The 16,463-nt window shown below is 74.1% G+C and carries 10 protein-coding genes; all 10 read right to left on the reverse strand.

The features are described 5' to 3' along the window. Window positions 1-4 precede the first annotated feature (4 nt). On the reverse strand, window positions 5-2,914 hold the full coding sequence (locus tag IF01_RS0108580; protein WP_082558511.1) for a putative bifunctional diguanylate cyclase/phosphodiesterase: 2,910 nt from the start codon (window positions 2,912-2,914) through the stop codon (window positions 5-7). Window positions 2,915-3,523: 609 nt separating this feature from the next. Continuing rightward, window positions 3,524-6,559, reverse strand: a complete 3,036-nt coding sequence (locus IF01_RS0108585) for a helix-turn-helix transcriptional regulator (protein WP_233290165.1) — start codon at window positions 6,557-6,559, stop codon at window positions 3,524-3,526. A gap of 131 nt (window positions 6,560-6,690) precedes the next feature. Further along, window positions 6,691-6,852, reverse strand: a complete 162-nt coding sequence (locus IF01_RS48145) for a hypothetical protein (protein ID WP_157855185.1) — start codon at window positions 6,850-6,852, stop codon at window positions 6,691-6,693. Window positions 6,853-7,075: 223 nt separating this feature from the next. Then, window positions 7,076-8,584 carry an Asp-tRNA(Asn)/Glu-tRNA(Gln) amidotransferase subunit GatB gene (gatB, locus tag IF01_RS0108595; RefSeq protein ID WP_030392702.1) on the reverse strand — a complete coding sequence of 503 codons (1,509 nt, stop codon included), beginning with the start codon at window positions 8,582-8,584 and terminating at the stop codon, window positions 7,076-7,078. An 82-nt stretch (window positions 8,585-8,666) separates the two neighbouring features. Then, on the reverse strand, window positions 8,667-8,927 hold the full coding sequence (locus tag IF01_RS0108600) for a hypothetical protein (protein WP_369826134.1): 261 nt from the start codon (window positions 8,925-8,927) through the stop codon (window positions 8,667-8,669). Further along, window positions 8,924-10,417, reverse strand: coding sequence for an Asp-tRNA(Asn)/Glu-tRNA(Gln) amidotransferase subunit GatA (gatA, locus tag IF01_RS0108605; protein WP_030392704.1), 1,494 nt, complete (start codon window positions 10,415-10,417; stop codon window positions 8,924-8,926). The genes IF01_RS0108600 and gatA overlap by 4 nt, the downstream gene beginning before the upstream one ends. A gap of 3 nt (window positions 10,418-10,420) precedes the next feature. Further along, entirely contained in the window at window positions 10,421-10,717 is a 297-nt protein-coding gene (gene gatC, locus IF01_RS0108610) for an Asp-tRNA(Asn)/Glu-tRNA(Gln) amidotransferase subunit GatC (RefSeq protein WP_030302932.1), read from the reverse strand. Window positions 10,718-10,904: 187 nt separating this feature from the next. Next, window positions 10,905-12,620 carry a putative bifunctional diguanylate cyclase/phosphodiesterase gene (locus tag IF01_RS0108615; protein WP_078879796.1) on the reverse strand — a complete coding sequence of 572 codons (1,716 nt, stop codon included), beginning with the start codon at window positions 12,618-12,620 and terminating at the stop codon, window positions 10,905-10,907. Between the two features lie 310 nt (window positions 12,621-12,930). Continuing rightward, on the reverse strand, window positions 12,931-15,348 hold the full coding sequence (gene ligA, locus IF01_RS0108620; protein WP_078879828.1) for an NAD-dependent DNA ligase LigA: 2,418 nt from the start codon (window positions 15,346-15,348) through the stop codon (window positions 12,931-12,933). A gap of 24 nt (window positions 15,349-15,372) precedes the next feature. Next, window positions 15,373-16,401 (reverse strand): methionine synthase, encoded by a 1,029-nt coding sequence (locus tag IF01_RS0108625; RefSeq protein WP_094745499.1) that lies wholly within the window; start codon window positions 16,399-16,401, stop codon window positions 15,373-15,375. Between the last annotated feature and the right edge of the window lie 62 nt (window positions 16,402-16,463).

Genomic DNA, 16,463 nt, shown 5'->3' on the forward strand with positions numbered 1-16,463 from the left:
GCTGTCAAGCAGGTGGGACGGCCGTCTCGCCATGCGGACCGGCTCCCGGACCTGCCACGGCCGGGTGTTCGGGCAGGTCGGAGCCGTTGTGGTGAGGTGCGACACGCCCCGCGGCGGCCTCGCCGCGGCCACTCGTCCGGGTGTCCGCGGCCAGGAAGGCGCGCCGCGCGGGCAGCGGGCCGAGCGGCCTCGGCACCGGATACGCGCGGCGGGCCAGCTCGCGCCGGAGCCGGATCTCGTCCAGCGGCGCGGAGAACGCCGAGCCCTGCACCTGGCGGCAGCCCAGCTCCTGCAGCACGGCCACCTGGCGCGGCAGGTCGACGCCCTCGGCGGCGGTGACCAGCCCGAGGTCCCGGCCGAGCCGCAGGGCGTGCCCGGCGAGGGTCCGGGCGAGCGCGGACTCGCCCAGGTCCTGGACCAGCGAGCGGTCCAGCTTGAGGCCGTCGAAGGGGAGCCGGACCAGTGTGCCGAGCGAGCCCCGGCCGGCCCCGAAGCCGGCCAGCGCGGTACCGACGCCGAGCCGGCGCAGCGCGTCCAGCCGGCGGCCGAGCTCGTCCGCCAGGTCGTCCGGGCCGGTCCTGGCCACCTCGACGATCAGCTGGCCGCCGGGCAGCCCGCTGTCCCGCAGGGCCGCGACCACCGCCTCGTAGAGCCCGGGCGCGCACAGCCGCTCGGCCGACAGCCGGACCGACACCGGGACCGGCGGCGGGACGGCGCGGCCCCGGACGGGCAGGCCCCGGCGCAGCGCGGCGGCGGTCACCGCCTCGCGGACCAGCCAGCGGGAGAACCGCGCGGCGGCGTCGCCCGGCTCGGTGGAGCGCAGGAACTCCGCGGGGGTGAGCAGCAGGCCCTGTGCGGAGCGCCAGCGGGCCTGGGCCTCGACGGCGGTGACCGCGCCGGTGGTGAGGTCCACCACGGGCTGGTGGAGCAGGGTGAAGCCGCCCTCGCGGACCGCCGCGCGGAGCCGTTCGTCCAGCTCGGTGCGGCGCTCCAGGTCGGCGCGCATGGCCGGGGTGTAGAGCATCACCCGGCCCTTGCCCTCGGACTTGGCGCGGTACATCGCGAGGTCGGCGTTGCGCATCAGCTCGTCGGCGGCGGCGCGCGGGTCGGCGGCCGGACCGCGTTCCGGGGTGCCGAAGGCGATCCCGATGCTGGCGGCGACGCTGAGTTCGCTGCCGCCGATCCAGTAGGGCTCGGAGAGCGCGGCGCGCAGCCGTTCGGCGAGCTCCTGGACCTGGAGCCGGCCGAGCGGGCCGCAGACCAGGGCGGCGAACTCGTCGCCGCCGAAGCGGGCGACGGTGTCCCCGCAGCGGACGGCGCCCTGGAGCCGGCGGGCGGCCTGGACCAGCAGCTCGTCGCCGACCTGGTGGCCGGCGGTGTCGTTGACCGCCTTGAAGCCGTCCAGGTCGAGGAAGAGCACGGCGACCCCGGAGCCCGCCTCGTCCTGCGGGCCGCGGGCGGCCAGGGCGGCCCGCAGCCGCTGGGTGAACAGCGCCCGGTTGGGCAGGTCGGTGAGCGGGTCGTGGAACGCGTTGTGCTGCAACTGGGCCTGCAGCATGACCCGTTCGGTGACGTCGCGGCTGTTCAGGATCAGGCCGTCGCGGTACCGGTCGACGGTCGACTCGACGTGCAGCCACTCGCCGCCGCCGGAGCCGATCCGGCACTCCACCCGGGCCGCGGGCAGCGGCTCGGCGCCCGGGTCGCGGTGGGCGGCGAGCCGCCCCCGGGCGAGGAAGCGGCGGACCTCCAGCAGCACCCGGTCGACGTCCTCGGGGTGGATGAGGTCGAGCAGGTTGCCGCCGACGAGCTCCTCCGGGTCCCGCCCGTAGACGCCGAGCGCGGCCGGGGAGACGTAGGAGAGCACGCCGTTGGCACCGGCGATCATGATGACGTCGCTGGAGCCCTGCACCAGGGAGCGGAAGTGCGCCTCCTTGTGGGCGAGTTCCTGGGCCAGCGAGAGGTTGTCGAGCAGCATGATGCCCTGGCGCAGGATCAGCGCCAGGCCGACGGTGCAGGCTGCCGAGGCCACCACCCGGTCCAGCGAGCGCCCGCCGAGGGCGTTGTAGAGGATCCCGGCGGTGCAGACGGCGGCGGCCGCGTACGGGGTGAGCGCGCTGAAGGTGGTGGCGACCCGGCGGCGGGGCAGCCCGCCGAGCGCCGGGTGCTCGCGCAGCGGGCGGCGCCAGCGCGGGGACCACGGGGCCCAGGCGAGCAGCAGGCTGCCGGCGAACCAGCCGGCGTCCAGGAGTTCCCCCGAGTGGTAGCTGCTGCGAAGCTCGGGCGAGGTGAACAGGGCGTCGCAGAGCACGGTGACGGCGAGGCCGACCATGGCGGTGTGGACGGCGGCGCGGTTGCCGTCCCGGCCGCCGAAGCGCAGGCCGACGACCAGCGAGACGAGCAGGATGTCCAGCACCGGGTAGGCCAGGTTGAGGGCCAGCCGCAGCGGGGAGCCGTCCTCGCCGGCGGCGGTGCGGCCGAGGGCGAGGCTCCAGCTGAGGGTGAACAGCGAGCCGGCCACCAGCCAGCCGTCCAGCAGCAGGCAGAGCCAGCCGGCGGCGGTGCGCGGGCGCTGGGCCAGCACCAGGACGCCGGTGATGGCCAGCGGGGCGAACAGCAGGAAGGCGTACTCGGCCAGCGAGTTGGGCGGCAGCTGGGTCCGCTCGACCAGCTCGTACCAGCCCCAGGTGCCGTTGCCGAAGGCGACCATGAGCGAGGAGAGGCCGAACAGCAGCCAGGCCGGGCGGGCGTGGCCGCCGACGGTACAGCCGTAGGCGAGACAGGAGAGCGCGGCGGCGAGGGCGGCCGCCGCCAGGCCGAAGTCGCCCATGAAGACGGCGACCTGGCGCGAGCCCCAGCCGAGTGCGGCGCCGAGGGCGTAGGCGAGGCAGAGCACGCCGAGGACGGCGCCCGGCAGCTTGCGGCTGCAGAGCGCCCGGCGGAGCGGTCCGGGTCTCGCGCCGCCGCCGGCCGGACGGTACGGGGGCGGGCCGCCCGCGCGGACGCCGCGTGGGCGCGGGCGCGGGCCCGGCCTCGGCGGGCCCGGTCTCGGCGGACCGTCCGCGGGCAGGACGGCGTCCGGCGCCTGGGGCCGTCCGGCTCCGGGCAGCACCGCGTCGGTGGAGCTCACTCGGCCTCTCCCCCTCCGGCCCGGGGCCTCGCGCCCCGGTCACGGACCACCGGCCGCGCGCCCGGTGGCCGTGCGCGGTGACCTGGCGCCCCGGCAGGGCGGTGACCCAGGGGGCGGGGGGCCTGCCGGCCGTCCCGCCACACCGATGTTCCCGTTCGGGACCCTACACCACTTCGGTCACTCAATGACACGCACACTCAACTTAGAGTAATGGCCCAGGGGTGGGGAATTGCGTCCGATTCCACCGAATCGGTCCGGTTGACGGGGGCGCGCACAAGGGGGCTCACGCAGCGCGCACGGGAGCACGCGGCAGCGCCCGCCCGGCACCGGCCACCGCGGCGGTACGCCGGGCGGGGCATCGGACGGGCGCACCCGACGGGAGCGGCCGACGGGCCGTCAGCGGGCGGCCGGGGCAAGGTCCTCGGGGAACAGCCGCAGCCGGTGGGCCAGCGCGGCCGCCTCGCCCCGGCCGGCCACCGCGAGCTTGCCGAGGATGTTGGAGACGTGCACGCTCGCGGTCTTCGGCGAGATGTACAGTTCCTCGGCGATCTGCCGGTTGGTGCACCCCCGGGCGAGCAATCGGAGCACGTCCCGCTCACGGGGGGTGAGGCCGAGGGATTCACCGGCCGGCAGTGCCGGAGCGGGCACCGGGCGGCCGGCGACGAGCGGGAGACCGGCCCGCGCGGCCAGCGCGTCGATCTCGGCCCGCAGTGCGGCGTCGGACCGGGCGGACGCCAGTTCCCGCGCCTCGCGCAGGAGTTCGGCACCGGATTCGCGGCGCCCGGCCAGCACCTCGGCCTCGCCGGCCCGCAGCAGCGCGACCGCCAGCGGGTACGGCAGCCCGGTCCGGCGCAGCGCCGCGACCGCGGTGGCCCACTGCTCGGGGGTGTCCGCCCCCTCGGCGCGGGCCAGTTCGGCCTCCAGCAGCCGGGCCCAGCCGTGGTGCAGCGGCACGGTCGGGGTCAGCCCGGCCGCCGTCGCGGCGATCCTGGCCAGCACCGCGGCCCGGCCCCGGTCGGCCTCGGGCAGGCCCCGGCTGTCGGCCTCGGCGGCGGCGCCGTCCACCAGCAGCGGGTAGAGGTCGGCGAGGTAGCCGCAGCGGAGGTCCTCGTCCAGGGCCGCGATCAGCTCGGCGCGGGCGTCCAGCGGACGGCCCGCCCCGGCGGCGACCCGCAGCGCCAGCCGCGCGATCGGGACGGAGTGCTGGAGCTGGCCGATCCGGTTGGCCGCCCTGGCCTGCGTCAGCATCGCGGCGGCGCCGGGCAGGTCGCCGCGGAGCAGGGCGATCTCGCCGCGCATCCGGTCCAGGAACTCGGCGTGGGTGCCGGTCACACCGATCAGCTGGCACTCGGCGAGCACCTGCTCGGCCTCGTCGACCCGCCCGAGGTCCATCAGCGCCTCGGCGAGGTTCCCGGTCAGGATGGCGCCGATGTTGCGCTGGAGGCCGTTGCCCCGGGCCGACTCCAGGCCCTCGCGGGCGAGCGCCGCCGCCTCCTCGGCCCGGCCGAGGCCGCGCTGCATCGAGGACAGGTTGTTGAGGCCGCGCAGCAGCACGTCGGGGGCGCCGATCCGCCGGGTGGCCTCCACCGCCGCGGTGAGCTGGGCGACCGCGGTCTCCGGGTCGGAGTCGAGGTCGTTGCGCAGCCCGCCGAGCGTCATCAGGGCGTGCTGCTCGACCGCGTCGGCGCCCACCTCGCGGGCGATCCGGACCGCCCGCTCGGCGAGTTCGACCAGCTCGGGCCGGGGGTTGGAGAGCATCCCGCTGCCCGCGGCGAGGGCGAGCACCTCGGCCTGGACGGCGGACGGCGGCAGGTGCTCGACCAGCCGCTGCGCGTACGCGATCTCCTCCTCGTCGCCGGAGCGGCGCAGGTGGCCGAGCATCCGGGCCCGGTTGATCCGGAACCAGGCGGCGCGGGCCGGGTGCTCGGTCTCGTCGACCAGCTTGAGCGCCCGCTTGGCCAGGCTCAGCCCGCGCTCGCGGTCCCCGCTGCGGCGGGCCGCGACCACCGCCTCGGCCAGCACGTCGATCAGGCAGAGCCGGTCGCAGCGCTCGTCGTGCCGGTCCACGTCGCAGGAGCAGGGCGGGTAGGTCTCGGCCCAGTCGTGCGGGCGCAGGGTGCCCGCCAGCACCTCCGCCGGGACCTCGTCCCAGAGCTCCAGGGCCCGTTCCAGCATCCGCAGCTGCTCGGCGAAGGCATTGCGCCGGCGGGCGGCCCTGGCGGCCTCCAGGGCGGTCGGCAGGGCCCGGGCCGGGTCGTGGGCGTGGTACCAGTAGTTGGCCAGCCGGGCGGGGCGGACGTCGGAGCCGACCAGGTGCGGATCGGCCTCCAGCGCGGCCGCGAAGCGCCGGTTGATCCGGTGCCGCTCGCCCGGCAGCAGGTCGTCCGAGACCGCCTCCCGGACCAGCGCGTGCCGGAACCGGTAGCCGTCGCCGTCGGTGTCCGGGCGCAGGATGTTGGCGCCGACCGCGACCCGGAGCGAGGCGATCAGCTCCTCCTCGTCCTCCAGGACGGCGGCCAGCAGGGCGTGCTCGACGTAGGAGCCGCCCTCGGCGGCGATCCGCAGCACCCGCTGGGTCTGCTCGTCCAGCGCCTCGACCCGGACCAGCAGCATGTCCCGGAGCGAGTCGGTGAGCCCGGCCGAGCAGCCCTCGCGGAAGGCGGTGGCCAGCTCCTCGACGAAGAAGGGGTTGCCCTCGGAGCGGCGGTGGATCCGGTCGACCAGCTCCCGGTCCGGGGCGGCGGTGCCGAGGATGCCGGCCAGCTGCGCGGCCACCTCGCCGGGCCCGAACCGCTCCAGCTCGGCCCGCTGCACGGTGCGCAGCCGCTCCAGCTCGGCCAGGAACGGCCGCAGCGGGTGGCGGCGGTGCAGGTCGTCGCTGCGGTAGGTGGCGACCAGCAGCACCCGGGCCCGGTGCAGGGTGCGGACCAGGTAGGCCAGCAGTTCCCGGGTGGAGCGGTCGGACCAGTGGAGGTCCTCGACGGCGAGCACGAGGGTACGGTCCGTGCCGAGCCGTTCGAACAGCCTCGCGGTGTGCTCGAACAGCCGGGCTCGTCCGTACTCGTCGTTGGGTTCGCCGTCGGCCTCGCCGAAGTCGGGCATCAGCCGGGCGAGATGACCCTCCATCCCGGCGGCGGCCGCCTCCAGCTCGGGACCCAGGCCCCGGTGCAGCCGGCGCAGCGCGGTGGCCAGCGGCGCGTAGGGCAGGCCCTCGGCGCCGATCTCCAGGCAGCCGCCGACGGTGGTGACCACGCCGTCGAGGCAGGCCTGGCGGAGGAACTCCTCCAGCAGCCGGGTCTTGCCGACGCCGGCCTCGCCGCCGATCAGCACGGTCTGCGGCTGGCCGTCCCCGGCCCTGCGCATGGCGTCCAGCAGGACGGTGAGTTCCGGATCGCGGCCGACGAAGACGGGACTCACCGATATCTGCTGCATGGAGGCGAGCATGCCACAGAGGTCGGGTGCGCTCCGAGGGGTTATCCCGCCCCCTGGACGCCCGGAAGGGGAGGCGCACCCCCGTGGCGCCTCCCCTTCCGGTCCCTGCTCGGCACCTCGGTGCCGGTCCGTCAGCATTCGCGCGGACGGACGGCGCGCCGCTGCAGGCGGAAGCCCACGTTCGGACGCCAGCCGGTGCGCTTGGCACCCTTCGCCTCGAGGACCAGGCGCTCGTGCTGGGCCTGGGCCCGGAGTTCCAGTTCCTGCTGCTTGATGAGCTCGTACTCGATCACGGTGTTTCCCCTCGTGGGTTTCGGTGTCTCTCTCGTTCTGAGGTAAAGATTCCTCTCCCAGAGGGGGGCGCCGCATCGGCAGCCTGCCGGATGTTCCGGCCCCCTTCCGCCTTAGGCAGGGGGTCCCGGGTACGGCAAAGGCCCGGTCCTACCCCTTATGCAGGGTAAGACCGGGCCTCAGGCCACTAAGTAGCCCTAAGAACGCCTTAGACGCCTTGGAACCTCAGGCAGAAACGCCCAGCTTCTCAAGGATCAGATCCTTGACCCGGGCCGCGTCGGCCTGGCCGCGGGTGGTCTTCATGACCGCGCCGACCAGGGCGCCGACCGCGGCGACCTTGCCGTCGCGGATCTTGGCGGCGATCGCCTCGTTCTCGGCGATGGCCTGGTCCACGGCGGCACCGAGCGCGGAGTCGTCCGAGACCACGGCCAGGCCGCGCTGCTCGACGACCGCGTCCGGCTCGCCCTCGCCGGCCAGCACGGCCTCGATGACCTGGCGGGCCAGCTTGTCGTTCAGCTTGCCCTCGGCGACCAGCGCGGCCACCCGGGCGACCTGCGCCGGGGTGATCGGCTGCTCGGCCAGCTCGGTGCCGGTCTCGTTGGCCCGGCGGGCCAGCTCGCCCATCCACCACTTGCGGGCCTGGTCGGCCGGGGCGCCGGCGGCGATGGTCTCCTGGATCGGCTCGACGGCGCCGGCGTTCAGCACCGACTGCATGTCCTTGTCCGTCAGGCCCCACTCGGCCTGCAGCCGGGCCCGGCGCACCCGCGGCAGCTCGGGCAGCGCGGCGCGCAGCTCCTCCACCCAGGCGCGGGCCGGGGCGATCGGCACCAGGTCCGGCTCCGGGAAGTACCGGTAGTCCTCGGCGTTGTCCTTGATCCGGCCGGCGGTGGTGCTGCCGTCCTCCTCGTGGAAGTGCCGGGTCTCCTGGACGATCGTGCCGCCGTCGGTCAGCACCGTGGCGTGCCGCTGGATCTCGAAGCGGGCGGCCCGCTCCACGCTGCGCAGCGAGTTGACGTTCTTGGTCTCCGAGCGGGTGCCGAAGGTCTCGGTGCCGTTCGGACGCAGCGACAGGTTGACGTCGCAGCGCATCTGGCCCTTGTCCATCCGGGCCTCGGAGACGCCCAGCGAGCGGATGACCTCGCGCAGCTCGGCGACGTACGCCCGGGCGACCTCGGGGGCGCGCTCGCCGGCCCCCTCGATCGGCTTGGTGACGATCTCGATCAGCGGGATGCCGGCCCGGTTGTAGTCCAGCAGCGAGTGGGTCGCGCCGTGGATCCGGCCGGTCGCGCCACCGACGTGGCTGGACTTGCCGGTGTCCTCCTCCATGTGGGCGCGCTCGATCTCCACCCGGAAGGTCGAGCCGTCCTCCAGCTGCACGTCGAGGTAGCCGTTGAAGGCGATCGGCTCGTCGTACTGCGAGGTCTGGAAGTTCTTCGGCATGTCCGGGTAGAAGTAGTTCTTCCGCGCGAACCGGCACCACTCGGCGATCTCGCAGTTCAGCGCCAGGCCGATCTTGACGGCCGACTCCACACCGATCGCGTTGACGACCGGCAGCGAGCCCGGCAGGCCCAGGCAGGTCGGGCAGACCTGGCTGTTCGGCTCGGCGCCCAGCTCGGTCGAGCAACCGCAGAACATCTTGGTCTTGGTGCCCAGCTCGACGTGGACCTCCAGGCCCATCACCGGGTCGAACGACGCGAGCGCGTCCTCGTAGGAGACCAGGTTCTTGACGCTCACAGCGTCCCCTTCACTAAAAAGTCTTCGGTGGTGCGGGCCCGGCCCGCACGCGAGGGTGCGGGCCGGGGCCTCACGGGCTGGGTCAGCCCAGCAGGACGTCGTCGTCGCCGAGGCGGCGCAGCTCACGGACCAGCAGGGCGGTGCCGGTGACCAGGGCGGCGGCGCCGACCAGGGCGTTGACCAGCTTGAGGGTGTCGCTCTCGCCGCGGGCCTTGCGCACGTCCTTGACGATGGAGACCGCGCCGAAGGCGCTGGTGCCGATGGACAGCCAGAGCCCGGGCTTGGAGTGCTTCCACCCCTTCAGCGATGCCGACTGGGCCTTGGCGTTCTCGATCTTGCTCACAGTGCCGGTGCCTCCTCCAGCAGGGTGTGCCCCCACTTGTCGTTGAGTGCGGCCTCGACGGCGCCGCCCACGCGGTACAGGCGGTCGTCCGCCATCGCGGGTGCGATGATCTGCAGGCCGACCGGGAGATTGTCCTCCGGGGCCAGGCCCACCGGCAGCGACATGGCCGCGTTGCCCGCAAGGTTGGACGGAATCGTGCAAAGGTCGGCCAGATACATCGCCATCGGGTCGTCGGCGCGCTCGCCGATCGGGAAGGCGGTGGTCGGCGTGGTCGGCGAGACCAGCACGTCCACGCCGGCGAAGGCGGCGTCGAAGTCGCGGGAGATCAGCGTCCGCACCTTCTGGGCCGAACCGTAGTAGGCGTCGTAGTAGCCCGAGGACAGCGCGTAGGTGCCCAGGATGATGCGGCGCTTCACCTCGGGACCGAAGCCGGCCTCGCGGGTCAGCGCGGTGACCTCCTCGGCCGAGCGGGAGCCGTCGTCGCCGACCCGCAGGCCGTAGCGCATAGCGTCGAAGCGGGCCAGGTTGGACGAGGCCTCGCTCGGGGCGATCAGGTAGTACGCCGGCAGCGCCAGGGTGAAGGACGGGCAGGAGACCTCGACGACCTCGGCGCCCAGCTCGCGCAGCAGCTCCACCGACTCGTCGAAGCGCTGCATCACGCCGGCCTGGTAGCCCTCGCCGGAGAACTCCTTCACCACGCCGATCCGCATGCCGCGCACGTCGCGCAGCTTCGCGGCCTCGACCACGGCCGGGACCGGCGCGTCGATCGAGGTGGAGTCCAGCGGGTCGTGGCCGGCGATCGCCTCGTGCAGCAGCGCCGCGTCCAGCACGGTGCGGGCGCACGGGCCGCCCTGGTCCAGGCTGCTGGAGAAGGCCACCAGGCCGTAGCGCGACACCGAGCCGTAGGTCGGCTTCACGCCGACGGTGCCGGTGACGGCGCCGGGCTGGCGGATCGAGCCGCCGGTGTCGGTGCCGATCGCCAGCGGCGCCTCGAAGGCGGCCAGCGCGGCGGCCGAACCGCCGCCGGAACCACCGGGGATCCGGGAGAGGTCCCAGGGGTTGCCGGTCGGGCCGTAGGCGGAGTTCTCGGTGGAGGAGCCCATCGCGAACTCGTCCATGTTGGTCTTGCCGAGGATGACCACGCCGGCGTCCTTGAGACGCGTGGTCAGGGTGGCGTCGTACGGCGGGATCCAGCCTTCGAGGATCTTCGAACCGCAGGTGGTCGGCACGCCCTTGGTGGTGAAGACGTCCTTCAGCGCGAGCGGGACGCCGGCCAGCGGGCCCAGCTCCTCGCCCTTGGCGCGCTTCTCGTCGACGGCCCGGGCGGCGCTCAGCGCGCCCTCGGTGTCGACGTGCAGGAAGGCGTTGACCTTCTTGTCGACGGCGCCGATGCGGTCCAGGTGCGCCTGGGCCACCTCGACGGCGGACACCTCGCCCTTGGCGACGGCGGCGGCGGTCTCGGCCGCGGTGTAACGGATGAGCTCGGTCATCGGTCAGTCCTCCCCGAGGATCTGGGGCACACGGAAACGCTGCTCCTCGGCGGCCGGGGCCCCGGCCAGCGCCTGGTCCGGGGTGAGCGACGGCCGGACCTCGTCCGCGCGCATGACGTTGGTCAGCGGCAGCGGGTGGGAGGTGGGCGGGACGTCCTGTCCGGCGACCTCGGAAACGCGGGCGACCGCGCCGATGATCACGTCGAGCTGCTCGGCGAAGTGGTCCAACTCTTCGGCCTGCAACTCAAGACGCGACAGCCGAGCGAGGTGGGCGACCTCCTCGCGCGTGATGCCAGGCATGCAGCGATCCTCAGGGTGAGTTCTGGTGAGGCCCGGATCCGCCTTCCGGCGGCGCCGGGCCCGGGCCGGGAACCGCCTGTGCGGCGCTCCCGTCCTCGTGGTCTGTGGTCCCCATCCTATGGGGCACGGCCCGGCCACCGGCCAACGACCGGCGGTGGGACCCGGTCACCCTCGCCGCGCGGCACCCTCACTGCGGGCGGGTCGGCGCCCAACTCTGCTGCTTGGGCGCCTGGATCTCCAGCTTCGCCGCCTGCGCCGCCTGGATCACCGGCGGCAGCACGGGCTGGATCGCGGGCGGCAGCCGGTCCGCGGCGGAGGAGAGCCGCTCCACCGGCGGGGCGCCGGTGCGGTGCACCCGCAGCCAGGCGGTGGCCTGCTCGGCCGGCAGCGCCGCCGACACCAGCCAGCCCTGCACCGCGTCCACGCCCATGCAGTTCAGCCGTTCCCAGGTCTCGTCGTCCTCGACGCCCTCGGCGACCACGGTCAGGCCGAGCGAGTGGGCCAGCTCTACCGAGCAGCGGACCACCGCCGCGTCGTGGTCGTCGGTCGCCATCCGGGAGACGAAGGAGCGGTCGATCTTCAGCTCGCCGACCGGCAGGCTGCGCAGCCGCACCAGCGAGGAGTGGCCGGTCCCGAAGTCGTCCAGGGACATCCCGACCCCGTAGCCGCGCAGCTCCGCCAGGGTGTCGGCGGCGCGGCGGGAGTCGTCCAGCAGCAGCCGCTCGGTGATCTCCAGCTGGAGCGCGTGGGCCGGCACCTGGTGGCGGACGAGGTGGCCGGCGACCCGCTGGGCGAAGCCGGGGTTGAGCACGTCGCGCGGCGAGACGTTCACCGCGACCTGCACCTGGAGGCCCTGCTCGCGCCAGCTGGCGAGCTGGCCGACGGCGGCCTCCAGCACGTAGTCGGTCAGCCGGGGCATCAGCCCGCTGGACTCGGCGAGGCCCACGAACTCGTCCGGGGAGACCCGGCCCTGCCCGGGGCGCTCCCAGCGCAGCAGCGCCTCCAGGCCGACCACCCGGCCGTCGAAGGCCACCTTGGGCTGGTAGTGCAGCTGGACCTCGCCGGTCTCCAGGGCCCGCCGCAGGTCGCCCAGCAGCCCGATCCGGTACGGGGTGTCGGCGTCCTGCGCCTCGTCGTACTGCTCGACCGAGGTGCGGCCGCGCTGCGCGTGCCCCATCGCCACGTCGGCGCGGCGCAGCAGCGACTCGGCGTCCTGGGCGTGCTGGGGGAAGACGCAGACGCCCGCGCTGGCCTCCAGCACCAGCAGCAGTCCGTCCAGGCGGATCGGGGCGGCCAGTTCGGCGATCAGCGCCTTGGCCACCTTCTCCAGCGAGTCGGGGCAGCCGATGCCGGGCAGCAGGACGGCGAACTCGTCGCCGCCCATCCGGGCCACCATCGGGCGGCCGCGGTAGTGCCGGGGCAGTCCGGCGAAGACGTCGTCGATGGACTCGCGGGTGGCGCTGCCGGAGGCTCCGCCGGAGCGCAGCGCCCGGTGCAGCCGGCGGGCGATGTGGACGAGCAGCCGGTCGCCGGCGGTATGGCCGAGGGTGTCGTTGAGCGACCGGAAGCGATCGAGGTCGAGCAGGATCAGACCGACGCTGTAGCCCTCGGTGTGCTCGGCGATCGCCTCCTGGGCGGCGAGGAGTAACGCCTGGCGGTTGGGCAGATCGGTCAGCGGGTCGGTGAGCTGGTCGCGCGCCCGGTCGCGGGCGATCCGCCAGGCCGCGACCAGGACGGCGAGCGGCACCGCGAACAGTGGCAGCAGCTCCGCCTCGTAGCGGTAGACCAGCACGGCCAGCGGGATGAGCGGCGCGGCGCCGGCCAGCAGCACGCCGAGCAGCAGGACCGCTCCCGCCACCCCCTGCGGCGGGCGTGTGGGCGCACCGCCGGTCGTACGATCCATAAGCCCAGTCCTCCGTCGGGCCCGCCCCGTCAGGCCGCCTAGCGGTGAGGCACCGTACCGGCGCCGGCAGCCTGCCGGGCATGGAGCGGCCCCGCGGAGTCCGGCTCGGCCGGTACCCCCACCCCTGCTGACACTCTGTTGCGCTCCAGGGTATGCGCGGCTTCACCCGACGGGCAGACTTTCGGACAACCGGACATACGCCACCGCGCGGGTGCCGCACAGTGTCACGATGCCCGCTATCACTGTGCGGCACCCGATGACGTTGCATCAGGACGATAACAAGCCGGATTCGGGGCTTCCGCGCGCGGGGTCAGCCCTCGGCGCCCTCCTCGACGGGCTCCGCGGCGGCCTCGGCGGCGGCCTCGGCGGCGTCCGGTGCCCCCACCTCGGGATCCTTCGTCCCGGCATCCCCGGTGACGTCCTCGGCGGCGTTCTTTGCGGCGGCCTTCTTCCGGGCCGGTGCCTTCTTCGCCGGCTCCTCCGGCGGCTCCGCCGGCAGCCCCAGGTGGACCCGGGCGGCGGCCGAACCCTGCTCCAGCAGGATCGTGAAGCCCGCGTCGCCGAGGACCGGCAGCCCCAGCTGAACGGCCTTGTCGTACTTCGACCCAGGATTGTCGCCCGCGACCACGAAGTGGGTCTTCTTCGACACCGAACCGGTCACCTTCGCACCCCGCGAGGTCAGCGCCTCCTTGGCGCCGTCCCGGGTGTGCCCGGCCAGCGTGCCGGTGACGACGACGGTCAGCCCCTCCAGCGGGCGCTCGCCCTCCTCCTCGGTGGCCTCCTCGGTGAAGCGGACCCCGGCCGCCCGCCACTTCTCGACGATCTCCCGGTGCCAGTCCACCTGGTACCACTCCACGATCGAGCGCGCGGTGCCCGCGCCGACCCCGTCGGTGGCGGCCAGCCGCTCCTCGCTCGCCGCGAAGATCGCGTCCAGGTCGCGGAACTCCCGGGCCAGGTCCTGGGCGGCGACCGGGCCGACGTGCCGGATCGAGAGGCCGTTGAGGAAGCGCCAGAGCGGGCGGTCCTTGGCCTTCTCGATGTTCTCCAGCATCAGTCCGGTGTTCTTCTTCGGCGCACCGGCGGTGGTGGCGAAGAAGAACACCTCCTTCTCCTCGCCGGTCTCGTCGTCCAGCTTCGGCATACCGGTCTTCTGGTCGCGCACCAGCACCCTGATCGGCAGCAGCCGCTCCACCGTCAGGCCGAAGATGTCGCCCTCGTTGCCCACCGGCGCCTCGGCCGGCGCCAGGGGCTGGGTCAGCGCGGTGGCGGCGACGTAGCCGAGGCCCTCGATGTCCAGCGCCGAGCGCCCGCCGAGGAAGGCGATCCGCTCCCGGATCTGGGCCGGGCAGAACTGGGCGTTGGGGCAGCGCAGATCGATGTCCCCCTCCGCCATCGGCCGCAGTCCGGTGCCGCACTCGGGGCAGTGCGAGGGCATCACGAACGCCTGCTCGCTGCCGTCCCGCAGGTCGTACACCGGGCCGAGGATCTCCGGGATCACGTCGCCGGCCTTGCGCAGCACCACGGTGTCGCCGAGCAGGACGTCCTTGGCCTTGACCACGTCCTGGTTGTGCAGGGTCGCGTACTGCACCATCGAACCGGCCACCTTCACCGGCTCGGCCAGCACCGCGTACGGGGTGGCCCGGCCGGTGCGGCCGATCCCGACCTTGATCGCGGCGAGCTTCCCGGTGACCTCCTCCGGCGGGTACTTCCAGGCGATCGCCCAGCGCGGGGACTTCGAGGTGGAGCCGAGCCGGCCCTGCAGGGCGATCTCGTCCACCTTGACGACCACGCCGTCGATCTCGTGCTCGACCGAGTGCCGCTGCTCGCCGAAGTGCGCGATGAACTCCCGCACCTCCGCCAGCGTGCCGACCACCCGGTTGTGCCGGGCGGTGGGCAGGCCCCAGCCGCGCAGCAGGTCGTAGGCGTGCGACTGGTTGTCGATGTCGAAGCCGACCCGGGCGCCGATGCCGTGCACCACCATCCGCAGCGGGCGGGAGGCGGTGATCAGCGGGTCCTTCTGGCGCAGCGAGCCGGCCGCGGCGTTCCTCGGGTTCATGAACAGCCGGATCATTGCCCGGGGCCGCTTGCCCTCCTTGGCGCGCTCCTCGTTCTCCAGCCGGCGGCGCTCGTTCTCCTCCGCGAAGGAGGCGTTGAGCGCCTCGAAGGCCTCGGTCGGGAAGTAGACCTCGCCGCGGATCTCGACCAGCTCGGGCACGTCCTCGCCGGTGAGCCGGTGCGGGATCTCCTCGATGGTGCGGACGTTGGCGGTGATGTCCTCGCCGACCCGGCCGTCGCCCCGGGTCGCCGCCTGCGTCAACCGGCCGTTCTCGTAGGTGAGGTTGACGGCCAGGCCGTCCACCTTCAGCTCGCACAGGTAGTGGTACTCGATCCCGGCCAGCTCGCCGGCGACCCGCTCGGCCCAGGCGGCGAGCTCCTCGTCGTCCATCGCGTTGTCCAGGCTGAGCAGCCGCTCCCGGTGCTCGACCGGGGCGAACAGCAGGGTCGGCGCGCCGCCGACCCGCTGCGTGGGCGACTCCGGGGTGACCAGGGCGGGGTGCTCCGCCTCCAGCCCCTCCAGCTCGCGCATCAGCGCGTCGAACTCGGCGTCGCTGACGACCGGCGCGTCCTGCTCGTAGTAGCGGGCCCGGTGGTCCGTGATCTCGGCGGCCAGCTCGGCGTGCCGCTTGCGCACCTCCGCCGGAACGTCCTCCCAGCCCTCGACAGCCACCACCGCAAGCCCTCCGTCAATCTCTCATTCCGGGTTGTCCACCAGGCTCCTGGCCGCGTTCACACTGAGTGACAGCGCCCGGCGCGCGTGGTCCGGGGAGGCCCCGGCCAGCCCGCAGGTCGGCGTCACCAGTACACGGCGGCCGAGAAGCTCGGGGGCGAACCCGAGCCTGCGCCACAACGCCCTGACACCCTGGACACTACCGGCCGGGTCCGACAGTGCCGTTGATTGAGCGAGCGCCCGCTCGGTGGAGGGGACGACGCCCGCGAGGATCACGGTGCCCGCGTCGACCGCCTCGCCGAACTCCTCGTCCTCACGCTCGGTCAGCAACGAGAAGTCCAGCGAGACACCGGCGACTCCCGCCCGGCGCAGCAGCGGCAGCGGCACCCCGGGGGCGCAGCAGTGCACCACCACGGGTGCGTCCAGGGCGCCGATCACGTTCCGCAGCGCCTCCTCGGCGAGCTGCCGGTCGACGGAGCGCAGCCGCTGGAACCCGCTCGCCGTCCGCACCTCGCCGGACAGCACGGCGGGCAGCGAGGGCTCGTCGAGCTGGAGCACCAGCTCCGCCCCGGGCACCCGGCGGCGGACCTCGGCGAGGTGGCGGCGCAGGCCCTCGGTGAGCGAACCGGCGATGTCCCGGCAGGCGCCGGGGTCGGCGAGCGCCTTCTCGCCGTACTTGAGCTCGATCGAGGCGGCCAGCGTCCACGGGCCCACCGCCTGCACCTTCAGCGCGCCGGTGTACCCCTGGGTGAACTCCTCCATCGCGTCGAGGTCCTCGCCCAGCCAGGAGTGCGCCCGCCGGGTGTCCCGGCCCGGACGGTCGGCGAACCGCCAGCCGCTCGGCTCGGTCTGCGCGAACAGCTCGACCAGGAGGCCGGCGGAACGGCCGATCATGTCGGCGCCCGGCCCGCGGGCGGGGAGTTCGGGGAGGAACGGCAGGTGCTCCAGCGCGCCGGTGGAGGTCCGGGCGGCCTCCCGGGCGTCGGTGCCGGGCAGCGATCCGACGCCGGTGGCGGCGCCGACCAGGTCGGGGAAGGGAAGTCCGTTGCTCACGGCCGAAGCCTATGGGGTCGGGAACGCCGACGGCCCCGGCACCGGGCGCGGGGCTCGGTGAC

The sequence above is a fragment of the Kitasatospora purpeofusca genome (genome assembly GCF_000718025.1).
Lineage (GTDB): Bacteria > Actinomycetota > Actinomycetes > Streptomycetales > Streptomycetaceae > Kitasatospora > Kitasatospora purpeofusca.